Source organism: Bacteroidales bacterium (genome assembly GCA_016709865.1).
Classification (GTDB): Bacteria; Bacteroidota; Bacteroidia; order Bacteroidales; family VadinHA17; genus LD21.
The window spans coordinates 399,537-416,804 of sequence record JADJLX010000005.1 but is presented as its reverse complement, the minus strand read 5'-3'; the positions used below and the strand labels follow the sequence as shown (position 1 = coordinate 416,804).

Sequence of the window (17,268 nt, the reverse complement as noted above, 5' to 3'; positions counted from 1 at the left end):
GAATAATACAAGAATATGAGCTTAGGAACCTTTTTAGTAATGCGCCATGAACTGCTGCTGATAGTTGCCGCTCTTCTGGTACTGATTGCAGAGATCTTCGGTAATCCTGATAAGAAGAAAGGCATCAGTCTCTTCTCCATTATCATTTTCGGCATCATTACGCTTGCCGGTTTTATACCTTCACCAACGGGCAGCCTTTTCGGAGGAATGTATATTTCTTCAGGCACAACCCTGCTGATGAAGAATATCCTCAACATCGGTGCATTCCTGGTATTTGTACAATCTGTTACATGGCTGAATAAACAGGAGAACTCTGAAAAAATCAGCGAGTACTATATCCTGTTGATTTCGACTCTTATAGGGATGAATTTTATGATCTCCTCAGGTCATTTCCTAATGTTCTATATCGGTATTGAACTTGCAACAATTCCAATTGCTGCTCTTGCGGCTTTCGACCGTTACAAAAACAAATCAGCAGAAGCGGGTATAAAGCTGATCCTTTCATCAGCTTTGTCATCAGGGATCCTGTTATACGGATTATCAATGATTTACGGTACAACCGGGACTTTCTATTTTTCAGAGGTTGCTGCACTTTTTGTAAACGCAAATCTCCAGATTCTGGGATTCATCTTCTTCTTTGCAGGGATGGCTTTTAAAATCTCCATCGTGCCATTTCATCTATGGACAGCCGATGTATATGAAGGGTCGCCAATTAATATTACTTCATACCTTTCTGTTATTTCCAAGGGTGCTGCAGTCTTCATACTTATGATCCTTTTATATACTGTATTTCCTGTTATCATGCTAACATGGCAAAAGACAATATATGTAACGGCAATACTTACAATGACAATTGGTAACCTTTTTGCCATACGTCAGCAAAATATAAAGAGATTCCTTGCATTTTCAAGTATTTCACAGGCTGGTTATATACTTCTGGGTTTTATTGGCGGAAATCAACTTGGAATGGCATCAGTGATATATTATGTACTGGTATATATATTTTCCAATCTTGGAGCTTTTGGAGTTGCAATTGCAATCTCAAATCAAACAGGAAAAGAGAATATCGATGAATACAATGGTCTGTATAAGACTAATCCCGGTTTAAGCCTTATAATGACGCTTGCATTGTTTTCACTTGCAGGGATACCTCCTGTTGCAGGATTTTTTGGTAAGTTCTTCCTGTTCACCGCTGCAGCTGAAAAAGGGTATTACCTGCTGGTATTGATTGCTGTACTTAATACTATTATATCATTATACTATTATCTTCTGGTGGTTAAGGCAATGTTTATTAATAAGAGTGATAGTCCGATTGAAAAATTCAGAACTGACTTCCCCACCAGGTTTGCACTTGGAATATGTGTGGCCGGTATGGTTATTACAGGCTTTGCAAGTATTTTGTTTGAAATGATCAGAAATTTGAGTTTTGGGGTATAAGGATTGCTTCACTGCGCTCGCAATGACTGACTAAAAATTTTAAAATTATGGCAATAAATAATGCAAAACATATAATAGCCGAGATTGATGGTGTAAGATGCACCATTGTTGAATCGGGGGCAACACTTGAGAGGGTTGCGTTTCTGAGCGACCTCCTGTCATTTAATAATCTGGAAGTAAAAGATATGCAGGAGGCAACAGAAAATCCTGACGCAGAAAAAAAATATACCATCGGAGTTACTGACTTGTTGTTTAATCCGGTATTTGCAATTTATGAGAAACAGCTCAAAACAAAAGAAGGTACATATGTGACTCCCGGATACTGGAAACAGGAGTGTGTTAACTGTGATCCTAGATACTGGACCAGAAGAAAAGGTGCCAGAAGAACTATTGACGGCTAATTTAATCCACCATCTTTTTTCTATGATTTCAGGTCTTTAAGAAAAGATCAGCAGAATTCTTTTTAGCAGTAGTTTTTAATAAGATCGTTTAAAATTGCGATATTTGATTATTGATACTAAAGAATATCTTTTATCAATGTATTAAAAATGAGACCATTAGTAAAGATTCTGCTTATACCTCTGTTATGTGTATTCTTTGCCAGTCTCTTCTATTCAGCCTATAGAGATGTAAAACAAAGCAGCCTGAAGGAATTTAATGCTGAGCAATTTGCACTCGCAAAACAGGCATCAAGAGGTATTGAAGGCTTCTTTATTTACTATCAGCGTGAGCTTCTGTTTTTATCTGATCTGAATTATATTGCTGATTTAAACGATCAGGGAAGAAGACTGCTTGAGGCATTTTATTTAAGCCATTCCGATCAAATAGAAGCAATTACTATTGTCGATTCAAAAGGGATACTCAGGTATACCTTCCCATATAATAACTCAGCCTTAAATCAGGATATTTCGGGTCAGTCGCATATAAAGGAGATTATGCATACACAAAAGCCTACTGTGAGTGATGTATTCACAGCTGTACAGGGATTTGAGGCTATTGCTTATCACATACCAATAATCAAAGACAGTATATATAAAGGAAGCATTGCAATACTTATTCCTCTGGAAAAACTTGGCAGACGTTATATTGAGAATATAAAAACAAAAGATACAGGTTTTGGCTGGCTTATCAGTGAAAAAGAAGTTACTCTTTATCATCCGGATGAAGAGGTAACAGGCAAAATGGCGTCTGAACTATTTGAAGATTCTCAGGACTTAACTTATTTAATAAAAAGAACAAAAAACGAATCAGAAGGAACTGCGGTATGCAGTATAAAATCCTATTCTGACAGGGATAATAAGGAAGTTAGCACCCTTATAGCTTTTTACAGAGTTTCACTGGGCAATACATTCTGGACTATTTTAATATCTACTCCAGAGAAAGAGATTTATAGAACATTAAAATCTTTTAGAAACAGATTGTACATTATCTCATTAATTATAGCAGTCGTTATTCTTACTTTCTTCTACCTTTCATTCAAAGCAAGTGCAGTGCTAATGGAAGAGAAAAAAAGAAAAGCACTGGAGAAAGTTATCAGTGAAAGTGAAAAAAGGTTCAGAGTCATTTTTGAATTGTCTCCTGCCGGAATAATCCTTATTGATAAGAATGGAACCATAATCGAAGTTAATTCTGCCTTTTGCGAGACACTTGGCTACTCAAGGGAAGAGGTCATAGGCAACAATATCAGACTTTTTGCAGCACCTGAGAATAATGGTGAAATTGAACAAAATATCCAGAATATCCTCTCGGGTAAGACACTTAAACATGAAGTCAGCAATTTCAGGAAAGATGGCACAACATGTGTAGTCTCCATTTACGAGACTATGATTTTGCTCCCCGACGGACAACCTGGTATTCTTACTGTTTCAAATGATATAACAGATAAAAAAAAGGCACAGACTGAACTAATTGCTGCAAAAGAAAAAGCAGAAGAAAGCGATAGGCTTAAATCTGCCTTTCTTGCAAATATCTCACATGAATTAAGGACACCTCTGAACGCAATTATGGGCTTTTCAAATCTTATAGCCGAAACAAGTACTGATGAAGAGACTGTTACCAATTCAAATATCATCTACAGGAGTGGTCAGCACCTGCTAAGCCTGGTTGAAGATATTTTCGATACTGCAATAATTGAGACTGGTCAGATCAAAATCCATAATGAAAAGACTGATATAGTTGCTATCATGAATGAAGTGAAAGACATCATTCACGGTGAAATCCTGAAAGAAGAAAAAACTGGAATAAACCTGAATCTGAACCTCACTTATATGCCTGATTACAAATATATTATTACTGATGGCCGTAAAGTAAAACAGGTGTTGATAAATCTTCTTCGAAATGCGCTGAAATTCACTGACCAGGGATATATCGAATTTGGGTTTTCAAAGCCCGAAAATCAGCAGGAAAATATGCTACAATTCTATGTCAGAGATACTGGTATTGGTATAGATAAGAAGGATCATGAAGTTATTTTCAATACCTTCAGACAGCTTGATGATACACATTCCAGAAAATTCGGAGGTATGGGTATAGGATTGTCTATTTCCAAAAAACTTATTGAAAAAATGGGAGGAAAAATCTGGATTGTATCTGAGAAGGGAGCCGGATCTGAATTTTTCTTTACACTTCCTAAAATTAATAAAAACACATAATAATTGAAGTACTAAAGGTTAGTGTCATTCCAAATCTCCCACGATTTTTCTGCCTGCGACTGAAGCATCTTCAAACCACTGATAACAGAACATCCCCTCTCTGATCCCTTTCTGAGAAATGCTGTTATTTCCGGATTATAAACAAGATCAAACAAAATATGGTCCTTTCCCAACAACCTATAATCAATCTCAGGGAATGTTTCAACATTGGGATACATTCCAAGAGGAGTGGTATTCACAATTAATCCGGATTTCCTAATTAAAGCAGAATCGATATCGGAATATGAGACTGAGTCTGTGCTCCTGGTGCGTGAAACAGTGATCACCTTTATCCCCATCTTTCTTAGTACGAAACAGACAGCCTTTGAGCTGCCTCCAGTTCCAAATACCAGTGCATTTTTAAGATCCTTATTTAAGTATGAACTCAATGAAACCCTTATACCTGTAATATCACTGTTGAATCCTGAAAGCTCCGTCTTTTCCCCGCTCCTGCTTATTTTTACAACGTTAACAGCCCCTATTTCATTGGCCTCAGGCGAGATATTGGTGAGATATTTTATTATTTCAGTTTTGTAAGGGATTGTGACATTAAAACCTGCCAGATCAGGTTCATTCATAAGAAGCTCCTTTATCAGACTGATGTCGGTCAATGGAAAATTTTCATATAAGCAATCAGTAATATGCTCATTATGAAACTTATCAGTAAAATATTTCCTGGAAAACGAATGTCCCAATGGATACCCAATGAGTCCGAATTTCCTCATTGCTGGTTATTGCTTTAGTTTTTCCGGAAGGAACTGAAAGAAAGTATCACCGCGCAGACCAAGACGAAGGGTCTCAAGAGGGATGATTTCGTTTGGTGCAATATTGCCCAGATTAACGTTTGCCCCAAAATGTTTAATGAACCATGCCTGTTGCGATTTCAGAGGAGCCTCCCAGATAACATTTTCAAGTTTTACATGTTCTGATATGCCACTGATTATCTCATTGTTAATTGAGCCGTCTTCATTATAGATTCCTGTTGTTCCTGATTCCCTCGCTTCAGCAATCACTTTAACTGACCCTGCATTAAGTTCAGATTTCATCATTGCCACCCACTGCTCAGGTGAATATATTACATCTTTCTTTTTTGAACCTACTTCAGAGATCACAGTACCTCTCTTAGCCAGTTTACTTATATACTCAAGTTTCTGATTATGATCTATGTCGTAAGATCCGTCAGAGACTTCAACCAGGTCTATTTCATTCTTATCGATAAAATCAACGAACTCTTTGAACATGTTCCTGACAATAAAAGCTTCAAAGAGAGTGCCTCCGAAGTAAGGAACAGCTCCGGCCTTCTTATAAATCTGAATTTTCTTCTCAAAACCAGGTGTAACCAGGGATGTACCAAAACCAAGTTTGACCATATCGGTATATTCGCTTCCCACATACATAAAGTCTTCTGCTTCCCTGACACTGAGGCCTTTGTCCATTACCATCGTGATACCTGAATTTCTTGGCTTCGAGGGTCTTTCAGGTATAAAAGGAAGAATAATTTTCATATTGTATAAGAATTAATAGTACTAAGGAAGAATTGAAAGGCCCTCCAGGAGCTTTTTAATTTTTTTTGTATAAAGTTCTGACGGAAAAATTTCTTCAAAATCTGAGAATAAATCCTTATCAAGATCAATAGCTATTGAAAGGTGTTTATATGCTTTTTCGCCATTGCCGGTATTAAGGTAAAATGCAGCAAGCAGATAATTAATACCTGGCAAATCGCCTGTAACCTTATATGCATGTTCAAGATATGGCAACGCTTTTTCACCAAGACCATCCTTCAGAATTATTTTTCCAAGATCGGCCCAGACCTCATCGTAATAGGCATCCAGCTTTAAAGCCTCTCTGAAACATCTGAGGGCTGCCTTCTTTTCTCCTTTTGCATAATGAGCTTTTCCAAGCAGGTACCAGATCTCAGGATTTTCATCATCAAGACGTACTGCTTTTCTGAAAAATATAAGGCTGTCATCAGTGTTTCCCGTGTTGAGAGCTACTATTCCGAGTCCAAACCATGGATCAGCAAATTCAGGAGCAAGTTCTATCGCTTCCTGATAATATTTTCTGGCCATTGTAACCTCACCAGTCTTTTCATAACACTCTGCCAGATAAGTCATTGCCTCGAAACTTTCAGGTTCGTTTTCAAGGTATTCGTGGTACACAGGTATTGCCTCGGCAAATCTGTCGGTATTACTGAGAATGTTTCCTTTATTGAAAAGGGCAAAAGTATTCTGCGAATTAATGGCAAGAGCATAATCATAAGCCTCCATGGCTTTCTCGAACATCTCCATCTTGTTATAAATTATGCCAAGATTATACCAGGCACTATCTGAAAATGGTTCCTCTTCAAGATATTTGAGATAGTAGATGATACTGTTCTCGAAATCCTCGATCTTCTCGTATGCGTAAGCAAGATCGTAGAGATGAGCTTTGAATTCCGGTTCCATCTCAACCAGCCGAAGCATGTATGGTATAAGATGTTCGTAATAATTCAGATTCTGAAGCACAGAGGTGATGGCAAAAAGTATGTTCTCTACGTCATCTGTGTCAAGAGTAAGTGAGAAATCGAACATTTTCTTGGCACCATTTATGTCGCCAAGCATGCCAAAAGCTGTTCCCTTTGCAATATAAATCTCGTGATTGCCAGGTTCAATGTTCTCAAGTCTTTTCAACAATCTTAGAGCTTCAACAGCCCTGCCTTTATCAAGTAAAACACGCGCCTTTCTTAATTGTAATGATACGGAGTTGGGATGCTGTTCGGAAGCCAGAGTAGCGGCTTCAAATGCTTTCAAAGCATTATTGCTTTCAATATAATAATCAATAATAGTCTCAAATTCAATAACATCAAAAAAATAACTTTCATTATTTTTCTTCATTCTCTCAAATTTCTGCACGGCATGCTTTACCTCATCCTCGTAGGAAAACCCATACTTATCATCTTCCATAGCACACAAAATATGGCTACAAAATTAACACTAATTTTTTTAAGGGGGTTTACATACCAGAGCAATTATTAACATTTTAATATTTTTATAAACACCTGTTTTACAACACAATACAATATGTTGATATCTTATTGACTTTTTTTTATACATCAAACGCAACCACATCTGCAAAAAACTCATCTATTTACTGTAACGATAAAACTATTATTAAAATATACCCTATTTACCCTAGAATTAACCTAAATTCTACCTTCGAAGAACCGGGAATCTCCCGGTTTTTCATTTTATATTAATATATTTGTATAGATCATAATTCTTATCAGGATATGAAAAAAATGAATTTCAATTTACATATAGCTCTTGTAATCAGCATATTAATATTTCTAGGCATTTCGAGCGGTTGCAAGAAAGCCGAGGATCCTGTAAAATTTCCTACAGGCACATTTCCTGATACAGTAATGAATCTGAAGGAATTAAATACAGCCTACGATGATTATAATGTTGGCTTGTATCAACTCTCAGGCAGTTCACCAATAATATTCTCAAGCAACAGGAGGAGCTCAGGCGGGCAGTTTGACCTTGAACAGGGAGGACTGGCATTTACTTTTGATCAGACCAACGGTACATTTGAAATGGAAGCCAGTATGCTTAACAATTCGTTCCTCGACAGGCTCATTAACAAAGCCCAGACAGCGGGTAACGATTTCGGACCTTTCAGATTCTTCAGTTCAATTGACGGATTTGAATACATGGTCCTTTCTTCAGTTAATACACAGGGCAATCTTGACTTGTATTATGTGAGGAACCGCCCCTTATACGGAACAATACTTCCTGATGTGGAAGGCCCCACTCCTGTAAAAATCTTTAATACTGCTTCCGATGATGCATATTTTAGTCTCGACAGTAATCAGGATTCTGCATACTTTACTTCAGACAGAAACGGTAACTTCGATATATTTCTCCACAGCAGGCCTGCAGAGATGGAAATATCAACATGGTTTAACAAAGAGTTTGCCAGTTCAACAGTAGTAGACAGTGTCAGCAGCACAGGCAACGATAAGTGTCCGATGATTTTCAGAAAAGTAATGGTTTTTGCATCAGACAAACCAGGCGGACTTGGCGGATATGATTTGTACTACTCTCTTTTCAAAAAGGGAAAATGGGGAGCTCCGATTAATCTTGGTCCGGGCATAAATACTTCATCAGACGAATACAGGCCGGTAATCGGTTATCATCCAGATTTTTCGAATTATTTTTTGATGTTCTCATCGTCCAGACCAGGTGGAAAAGGCGGATTTGACCTGTATTTCACCGGAATAGAATTTCCGGGAGAATAATCTAGTTTTATTATTGATGCTTCTTAGATGCTGCTATAAGGGTATTCCGTAGCAGTGATACTCTCGTCATTGGACCAACTCCTCCGGGAACAGGTGTAATAAAAGAACATTTACCTGCAACATTCTCAAAATCAACATCTCCCACAAGTTTAAAGCCTGATTTTGTTTCAGAATTTGGAATTCTGGTTGTCCCAACATCTATCACTACTGCACCATCTTTTACCATGTCAGCGGTAACAAACCCGGGAGATCCAATAGCAGCAATTATGATGTCAGCCTGGCGTACAATACCAGCAATATTTTTTGTCCGGCTGTGAACAACTGTAACGGTTGAATCAATTCCTTTTTGGGAAAGCAGGATACTTACAGGCCTTCCCACAATGTTACTTCTGCCGATTACTACACAATATTTCCCTGATGTTTCAATCTTATATCGCTTAATGAGTTCAATAATGCCAAATGGTGTAGCCGGTAAGAAACAAGGCAGACCGATTACCATTTTTCCAAGATTAACAGGATGAAAGCCATCTGCATCCTTCTGAGGATCAATTGCTTCAATTACCTTATTTTCAGATATATGCGAGGGCAAAGGCAGTTGAACAATAAAACCATCTACTTCTGAATCATTATTAAGTTCGGAGATCTTAGCAAGAAGGGTATCCTCGCTGACTTCATTCCCGAAACGGATAAGTGTTGACATGAAACCAACTTCTGCGCAATCCTTTACTTTATGAGCAACATAAGATTCACTCGAGCCATTGTTGCCAACGAGAATAGCAGCCAGGTGAGGAACTTTGTTACCTGAAGCTTTAATTTTTCTGACTTCTTCAGCAATTTCAAGCTTGATGTCAGCTGCAACTTTTTTACCATCAATTGTAATATACATCAGGAGATTATTTTTTACCCATAAGTCTGGCTGCATTGCCAGGTTTAGTCATCATTTTCATCATCCTTCTTGTCTCGTCAAATTGTTTCAGCAGTTTATTAACTTCCTGAACGCTTGTTCCGCTTCCCAGAGCAATTCTTTTGCGCCTGCTTCCATTAAGTACAACAGGATTAATTCTTTCCTCAGGAGTCATGCTTCTTATTATAGCTTCAATTCCCTTAAACGCATTATCATCGATATCAAGATCTTTCACAGCTTTGCCGACACCAGGAATCATAGCCATAAGGTCCTTGACATTACCCATTTTCTTAATCTGCTGAATCTGCGCGATAAAATCGTTAAAATCGAACTGGTCCTTAGCAATTTTTTTCTGGAGTTTTCTAGCTTCCTCGGAGTCAAATTGCTCCTGAGCTTTTTCAACAAGAGAAACTATATCACCCATTCCAAGGATCCTGTCAGCCATCCTTTCAGGATAAAAGATGTCAATTGCATCCATTTTTTCTCCTGAGCTGACAAATTTTATCGGTTTATTAACTACCGACTTTATTGATAAGGCAGCTCCTCCCCTTGTATCACCGTCAAGTTTTGTCAAAACAACTCCATCAAAATCAAGTCTGTCGTTGAATTCCTTTGCTGTATTGACAGCATCCTGACCAGTCATTGAATCTACCACAAAGAGTATTTCATGAGGTGAAACAGCGGCTTTGACTGCTGCAATCTCATTCATCATCTGCTCATCAATAGCCAGACGTCCTGCCGTATCTATAATTACCAGATCATGTCCCTTCAGCTTAGCTTCCCTGATTGCATTTTTTGCAATAGTAACAGGATTGAGGTTCCCATCTTCAGTGTATACCGGAACTTCTATCTGGGCACCAATTATCTTCAACTGCTCAATAGCAGCAGGTCTGTAAACATCACAGGCAACAAGCAGCGGATTCTTACTTCTTTTGCTTTTAACCCATTTAGCAAGTTTTCCGCTGAAGGTTGTTTTTCCTGACCCCTGAAGTCCGGCAATAAGAATCACCGATGGATTGATCTTAATATTGATGTCAGTCTTATCTCCACCCATGAGATCAACAAGCTCATCGTGGACTATTTTTACCATCATCTGAGATGGATTAACCGACTTCAGTACCTCCTGCCCCAGAGCCTTCTGTTTAACCGTATCAGTGAATTGTTTTGCAATTTTGAAGTTAACATCAGCGTCGAGAAGTGCACGACGTACTTCCTTAAGTGTCTCAGCGATATTTATTTCAGATATCCTGCCCTGTCCCTTTAATAGTTTAAAGGATTTCTCCAGCCGTTCACTTAGATTTTCAAACATATGATATTTAATTATATACATTTCTAATAAACCTGAGACCGAAGACCGGAGACCGAAGTCCGAAGTTTTCTTCTTCCGTCTTCCGTCTTCAGTCTTCCGACTTCTCACATTCTCTCCGGCATCTCAATTCCCAATAACCACATTCCCGTAAAAAGTATTTCACTTGTTACTTTTGACAATACAAGTCTGAAGTTTCTGATATCAGGATCAGTTTCACCAAGAATTGAAAAATCGTGGTAGAACTGGTTATACTCCCTTGCAAGATCATAACAGTAATTTGCTATTAATGCAGGGCTCTGATCATTGGCAGCAGCTGATACCGTTTCAGAGAACTTTCTGAGTAACTTAATCAGATCAATCTCCTTCTCCCCTGCTTTTGTTTCGGACAACTTTCCTGAATCAAAATGAACACCTGTTTGCTCAGCCTTTCTGAAAACAGACTTAATCCTGGTATAGGTATACTGAATGAACGGGCCTGTATTTCCATTAAAATCAATCGATTCAGCAGGATTAAAAGTCATATTCTTACGGGGATCAACTTTAAGAATATAATACTTTAGAGCTGCCAGACCTATTTTACGGAAAATGTCCTCTTTTTCTATATCTGAAAAATCAGACAGTTTTCCGAGTTCCAGAGAGACTTCCCTTGCTGTCTCCTGCATCTCAGTAATCAGGTCGTCGGCATCAACAATCGTACCCTCACGCGATTTCATCCTTCCTTCAGGCAGCTCAACCATTCCGTATGAGAAATGGATAAGACCATCGGACCAGCTATATCCCATTCTTTTAAGAATTGCTCTAAGTACCTGGAAATGATAGTTTTGTTCATTTCCAACCACATAAATATTCTTATCGAATTTATATTCATTATATCGGGCAACCGCTGTACCCAGATCCTGAGTCATATAGACAGCAGTTCCATCTGAACGAAGGAGAAGCTTCTGGTCAAGGCCCTCAGGTGTAAGGTCAGCCCAGATAGATTTATCTTCATTCTGATAAAGAACATTTTTTTTCAGAGCATCAAGAACGATATCCCGGCCAGTTTTATATGTATCAGATTCATAATAGATTATGTCGAAATCTACACCAAGTCTCTTATAAGTCTCATCAAAACCGGCATATACCCATGAATTCATCATTTTCCAGAGAGTGATCACTTCATTATCGCCTGCCTCCCACTTAAGAAGCATCTCGCGGATCTCCTTCATCAGAGGAGCTGAATTCTTTGCATCATTTTCATTTGCACCAGCCCTCACCATCTCCTCTATCTGTGCCCTGTATTCCTTCTCAAAAAGAACATAATATTTGCCAACGAGATGGTCACCTTTCATTCCTGATGAAGCAGGTGTCTCTCCGTTACCAAATTTCTGCCAGGCAAGCATAGATTTGCAGATATGAATTCCCCTGTCGTTAACAATATTAGTCTTGATTACTTTATGTCCGCATGAAGACATTATACGGTACAATGAGAATCCCAGGAGGTTATTCCTGATATGGCCAAGATGTAATGGCTTATTTGTATTTGGCGATGAATATTCAACGAGAATTGTCTCTGGATTTTTGACCTGACAGCTTTCAAGATGACTCTTCTCAACTGCCATCTGTTCGAAATACTCAATCCACCATTTATCTGAAATTTCAAGATTCAAAAAACCCTTTATGACATTGAAACCTGATACAGCAGGATAGTTATCAACAATATATGATCCGATCATTTCTCCGGTTTTTTCCGGAGTATTCTTTGAAAAACGCAAAAGCGGGAAAACAACTACGGTAAAATCACCTTTGAAGTCTTTTCTGGTTTCCTGAATCTGTATCAGATCGTCTTCAACTTTGCTGTTATAAATAATCTGAACAGCTTCTTTTACCTTTTCTTTAAGGATAATCTCCATTTTTTCTTTTCAAATTTCAGCCTGCAAAGATAACATTTTAATGAATTGACTAGCAATAAAAATTATCAAAAGGAACATACAAAGCCTATCAGTTCAGATGGTTTATACCAAACGATTGATTTATTTGACTACCGAGCAGTTCTTTTTGATTAAAGAGAATACCATTATTAAAAAGATGTTATACTTTTGAGATGTTCACTTAGTATATTTTTAAACGGATTAATATCAATAATGTGGAACTAAAGAGTTATTTTGTTGAACCCACAGTAAAAACCCCTCAGATTGATTTAAATCATCTGACTGGAGAGCTGATATTTTCCGGCAGGTCGATCCCTGAAAACGCTGCTGATCTGTATGAAAATGTGCTAAAATGGGTCTTGGCTTATATTAAAAACCCGCGGCATACAACCAACCTTCGATTTAATCTTGAATACTTCAATACTTCTTCTTCAATCTGGCTTGCCAAAATAGTAAAAGCCTTATCATCTATTCAGGAAAGTGAATATACATTACTGATTCACCTTTACTTCAATATTGAAGAATATGATAATATGGAGGTTGAAGATCTAAAAGATGCCCTTAGTCCCATAATTGATATGATTGGCACACCAGGTCTTAGTATGGGAATAAAAATCTACGGCACCGATGAAAAGGGAGAAGTTCTGAAAGAATCAATCGTTCTTATCTGATTTTCATCTCTAAAAATCTATTTCAAATCATTTATTCTTCAGTTTTTTGACCTAACTTTAATTGGTCAAAATAACTTATTTCTATGAGAATAGTACTAGTGGTTTTGTTCTCAATATTCACTATTATGGAAACCTATTCACAGAATAATTCAACCGACAGGCAGCCGGTTGCAGCTGGCAGATTCTATTCTGCCGATAAAGAGATTTTAATAAAAGATATAAACCTGCTATTTGAAAAATGTAAAAAGCCGGACGTTCCAGGTTATGTCAGGGCCATTATTTCTCCGCATGCCGGTTATATATTTTCTGGTAATACGGCAGCTGCTGCGTTATCTGCTATACCCAAAAGTACAATATATAAGAACATTTTTATAATTGGTTCAAGTCATGTTATGGCTTTCGACGGAGCTTCAGTCTACAATACAGGGGATTATATCACACCACTCGGGAAAGCTGTTGTAAACAAAGAAATTGGCAATAAACTAATTAAAGAGAATAGTGTTTTCAATTTTCCGGTAAAATCGCATATCAGCGAGCATAGTATTGAAGTACAGATTCCATTAATCCAGTCATACTTCACTAACCTGCCTCCGATTATTCCTATTATTATTGGCACGGATAATGAAAAGACTATAAAGCAAATAGCTGAGGCACTGAGACCATGGTTCACAAATGAGAATCTGTTTATAATCAGCAGCGATTTTTCACATTACCCTTCTTATAAGGATGCGGTTGAGACCGACAAAGCTACTGCGCATGGAATTGCCTCAGGCAATCCTAAGACTTTTCTTACCTCTTTACAAAAGAATTCTGAGAAACAGATAAACGGTCTGGCAACAAGTATGTGCGGATGGAGCTCCGGACTTACACTACTCTATCTATCAGAAAAGAACACCAGTCTTCAGTACAAAATTATTGACTACACAAATTCAGGAGACTCATCATACGGGAGCAAAGATGAAGTTGTTGGCTATAATGCCATTGTGCTTTTCGACAATAATCAGAAAAAAGAAAAGACCGGAAATATTCAGGAGTCATTTTCATTCACTGAAAAGGAAAAGGAAATACTCTTCTCTATTGCAGGGAACAGCATTAAATCTGGTTTTTCAGGTAAAAATGAAAGCCGGATTGATGCCGGAAAGATTCCTGACCACTTAAAGGAACCCATGGGTGCATTTGTCACTCTGAAAATTGAAGGAAGACTAAGAGGATGCATTGGCAGATTTATTTCTAAGGATCCACTATATGAAGCTGTAAGGGCTTCAGCCTTTTCCTCGGCTTTTGAAGATCCGCGGTTTTCTCCCTTAACATCTGAAGAACTTGGTGTGGCAGAGATGGAGATAACTGTTCTTGGTCCGCTTAAAAGAATTAATAAACCAGAGGAGATCATCCTTGGTCGACATGGCATTTATATAAGGAAGGACTCCAGATCGGGAACCATGCTGCCCCAGGTCGCAACAGAGAATGGATGGAGCATTGAGGAATTTCTTGGATACACTTCGAGGGACAAGGCAGGACTCGGATGGGACGGATGGAGAGATGCCGAATTATTTATCTATGAAGGAGTCGTTCTCGAAGAAAAGAGAAAATAGTCATGTATCATGTCATAGGCACCGGAATTATAACTTCCCTCTTTTATTTAATTAGCTACCTGTTCTACCGGAACGGTTTCTACACTAATCAGACTCACAGGAAGTTGTGGAATTCTATTCTTGCTCTTTCGTTCATACTTACAGCTCTTGCCGGACTATTTATGGCCCTGCAAATCAGTTATAAGTGGGATATTCCTTTTGTAAAGCAAATACTGAAATGGCATGTGGAATTTGGGATAGGTATGGCATTTACGGGAATCATCCATTTTATATGGCATCTCCCATACTTCAAAGGAATTTTCGACCGACAGGAAAGTGCCACGAATCGCATCCGAAATAGTACAACTGTCCATGTTGATATAGGCACAAATCTGTTTTTAATTGGCTTTTTCAGCACTGCAATACAATTATTGCTGATCAGAGAGATGATCAATATTGCAGGGGGATATGAATTAATTACAGGTATATTCCTTGCATCCTGGCTCATCGGCTCATCTGCAGGTTCTGCATTAGCAGGAAGATCATTACACTTTGATATAAAACGGATTAACCTGATCTTCTCCTTAAGTCCTCTTATATCACTTATAATGCTGGTTCTCTTATCAAGGCTTTATCTTAATCCGGGACAAACTCCATCACTTCTCGAAAGTATAATTTTCACATTACTGGTCCTTATTCCGTTCTGTCTCGTTTCAGGCTTTACCTTTATTAAATTAACAACTCTTGCTGCTTTTGAAAACAATTTTGTTGCGGGAAAATCATTCGCAATTGAGACAGCCGGAGGCATATTATCAGGTTTACTGATTCCCATTCTTACTGCAGGGTTGCTTAATACTTACCAGATTTTGCTGCTTCTGATAGTGATGTCACATGGTTACGCTCTCATTACATATTACATCATAAACAAAAGACTAAAAATATTTTCAAGAGTATTAATACTTTGTATTGCCTCAGTGATAATTCTCTCCAATCCTGATATTTTTTTCAGACAGTTACTAATGCCCGGACTCAGAATTAAGTATTCAAAGGACACACCTTATGGAAATATCTCAAAGGGTGAATATAAGGGAGAATCAAGCACATACTATAACCAGCGCTTACTTTCATATAAGAATGATGCAGCAGAAAAGGAGGAAAATATTCATTATGCAATGATCCAGAGACCGGCTCCGGAAAAAGTACTGCTCATTTCAGGATCCCTTAAATCACATCTGCCTGAAATACTAAAATACCCTGTAAAAAAGATATTTTATATCGAACGTGATCCGGCTCTGATCAGTCTGGAAAATATCAGAAAAGATTCACTGACAAAAGATCTGACTATAATTAACAGTGATGCTTTCAGATATATAAAAAGCATGAAGGAAAATGTTGATGTTGTAATAGTTCTTGTTCCACCTCCATCTACTCTTCTTCTTAACAGGTACTACACAACAGAATTTTTTAATGACGTTAAGCAGCATCTCAATCCCGGAGGGATTTTTATGTGTTCACCAGGTCCGGGTGATTATTATCTTAACAAAGAATCGCTGAATCTCTATTCATCAATTTTCAACAGTCTCTCAGCAGTCTTTAAAAAGGTTATGCCTGTTGCCGGAAACAAATTATACTTCATTGCGAGTGATAACGAATTATCCACTTCATTTTGCAGCATGATTGAGACAGGAAAAATCCAAAATATTTATGTCGGACCTGATTATCTGGCTGATGATATTATAGGTCAAAAGTCAAGGGAGACGATTGCACTTATGGACAGAAATGTCAGGCAGAACAGTGCTGAGTTTCCAATTGCAAATTATCATTTCCAGGCCTATAATTTCAGTAAAAATCTAAATGAGAAGACCCCAGTATTAATCATTATAATACTATTCTTCGCAGCACCTGTTCTTACTGTAAGAAAGAGAAATATGACGATGTACTTTACTGCTTCAGCTATGGCTGGTTTTGAGATAATACTTCTTGTCACTCTGCAGCTTACAATCGGGAATATGTATCAGCTAACAGGCTTAATAATAGCGAGTATGATGGCAGGTCTCGCAATCGGAGCCATATCAGATAACAGATTCATAAACTCCATAACCGTAATAAGAAAGTGCTTAATGCTGATAGTTTTCTACATAATAGCCGGGTTGTTGTACAATTACATTCTTGATTTGGAAAATCGGATTACGGTGGTCATTTTGTTATCGCTTTCTGCTCTTGTTCCGGCGATAGTCACAGGCAGTATTTTCAGAATGCTAACGATGAATAAAGGTGATCAGACTTCATGCCCGGCCACCTATAGTGCTGACCTATCAGGTTCTGCTTTCGGATTCATACTATTATCAGGTTTTACAGTTCCTCTGTTTGGAACAGTTGTTTCAATATATTTATTATCAATAATGATATTTGCAGGAATTCTTTTTGGTACAATTGGTAACAAGTAGTAGTTTTAAGACGGAAGACGGTAGACCGGAGACGAAAGCCTAAAGTTCAA

General features: G+C 37.9%; 13 protein-coding genes. 7 read left to right on the top strand and 6 right to left on the bottom strand.

Features of this window, described 5'->3' with window-relative positions; all coding sequences use genetic code 11:
• Window positions 1–39 precede the first annotated feature (39 nt).
• The 3 genes from IPJ16_10375 (at window position 40) to IPJ16_10365 (ending at window position 4,088) form a co-directional block, all read left to right on the top strand.
• A complete protein-coding gene (locus tag IPJ16_10375; protein ID MBK7627578.1) occupies window positions 40–1,437 on the top strand; it encodes an NADH-quinone oxidoreductase subunit N in 1,398 nt (465 codons plus the stop codon).
• Between the two features lie 47 nt (window positions 1,438–1,484).
• Entirely contained in the window at window positions 1,485–1,838 is a 354-nt protein-coding gene (locus IPJ16_10370; GenBank protein ID MBK7627577.1) for a hypothetical protein, read from the top strand.
• A gap of 147 nt (window positions 1,839–1,985) precedes the next feature.
• A complete protein-coding gene (locus IPJ16_10365) occupies window positions 1,986–4,088 on the top strand; it encodes a PAS domain S-box protein (protein MBK7627576.1) in 2,103 nt (700 codons plus the stop codon).
• An 11-nt stretch (window positions 4,089–4,099) separates the two neighbouring features.
• Here IPJ16_10365 and IPJ16_10360 read toward each other — a convergent pair whose 3' ends face one another.
• The 3 genes from IPJ16_10360 to IPJ16_10350 are packed head-to-tail and all read right to left on the bottom strand — an operon-like array spanning window position 4,100 to window position 7,069.
• Window positions 4,100–4,852 carry a shikimate dehydrogenase gene (locus IPJ16_10360; protein ID MBK7627575.1) on the bottom strand — a complete coding sequence of 251 codons (753 nt, stop codon included), beginning with the start codon at window positions 4,850–4,852 and terminating at the stop codon, window positions 4,100–4,102.
• A gap of 6 nt (window positions 4,853–4,858) precedes the next feature.
• The gene (locus IPJ16_10355) at window positions 4,859–5,632 is read right to left on the bottom strand and encodes a phosphosulfolactate synthase (protein ID MBK7627574.1); all 774 of its coding nucleotides are present in this window, start codon (window positions 5,630–5,632) and stop codon (window positions 4,859–4,861) included.
• Window positions 5,633–5,653: 21 nt separating this feature from the next.
• A complete protein-coding gene (locus tag IPJ16_10350; GenBank protein ID MBK7627573.1) occupies window positions 5,654–7,069 on the bottom strand; it encodes a tetratricopeptide repeat protein in 1,416 nt (471 codons plus the stop codon).
• A gap of 335 nt (window positions 7,070–7,404) precedes the next feature.
• On the opposite strand from IPJ16_10350, the gene IPJ16_10345 reads away from it, so the two are divergent.
• Window positions 7,405–8,406, top strand: a complete 1,002-nt coding sequence (locus IPJ16_10345; protein ID MBK7627572.1) for a PD40 domain-containing protein — start codon at window positions 7,405–7,407, stop codon at window positions 8,404–8,406.
• Between the two features lie 10 nt (window positions 8,407–8,416).
• Here IPJ16_10345 and IPJ16_10340 read toward each other — a convergent pair whose 3' ends face one another.
• The 3 genes from IPJ16_10340 to IPJ16_10330 form a co-directional block, all read right to left on the bottom strand.
• On the bottom strand, window positions 8,417–9,292 hold the full coding sequence (locus IPJ16_10340) for a bifunctional 5,10-methylene-tetrahydrofolate dehydrogenase/5,10-methylene-tetrahydrofolate cyclohydrolase (GenBank protein MBK7627571.1): 876 nt from the start codon (window positions 9,290–9,292) through the stop codon (window positions 8,417–8,419).
• A 7-nt stretch (window positions 9,293–9,299) separates the two neighbouring features.
• Window positions 9,300–10,619, bottom strand: coding sequence for a signal recognition particle protein (ffh, locus tag IPJ16_10335; GenBank protein ID MBK7627570.1), 1,320 nt, complete (start codon window positions 10,617–10,619; stop codon window positions 9,300–9,302).
• Window positions 10,620–10,723: 104 nt separating this feature from the next.
• Window positions 10,724–12,511, bottom strand: a complete 1,788-nt coding sequence (locus IPJ16_10330; protein ID MBK7627569.1) for an arginine--tRNA ligase — start codon at window positions 12,509–12,511, stop codon at window positions 10,724–10,726.
• A 233-nt stretch (window positions 12,512–12,744) separates the two neighbouring features.
• On the opposite strand from IPJ16_10330, the gene IPJ16_10325 reads away from it, so the two are divergent.
• The 3 genes from IPJ16_10325 (at window position 12,745) to IPJ16_10315 (ending at window position 17,218) form a co-directional block, all read left to right on the top strand.
• Window positions 12,745–13,200, top strand: coding sequence for a DUF1987 family protein (locus tag IPJ16_10325; protein MBK7627568.1), 456 nt, complete (start codon window positions 12,745–12,747; stop codon window positions 13,198–13,200).
• 83 nt (window positions 13,201–13,283) lie between these two features.
• The gene (amrB, locus tag IPJ16_10320; GenBank protein ID MBK7627567.1) at window positions 13,284–14,792 is read left to right on the top strand and encodes an AmmeMemoRadiSam system protein B; all 1,509 of its coding nucleotides are present in this window, start codon (window positions 13,284–13,286) and stop codon (window positions 14,790–14,792) included.
• 2 nt (window positions 14,793–14,794) lie between these two features.
• Entirely contained in the window at window positions 14,795–17,218 is a 2,424-nt protein-coding gene (locus tag IPJ16_10315; protein ID MBK7627566.1) for a hypothetical protein, read from the top strand.
• Window positions 17,219–17,268 lie beyond the last annotated feature (50 nt).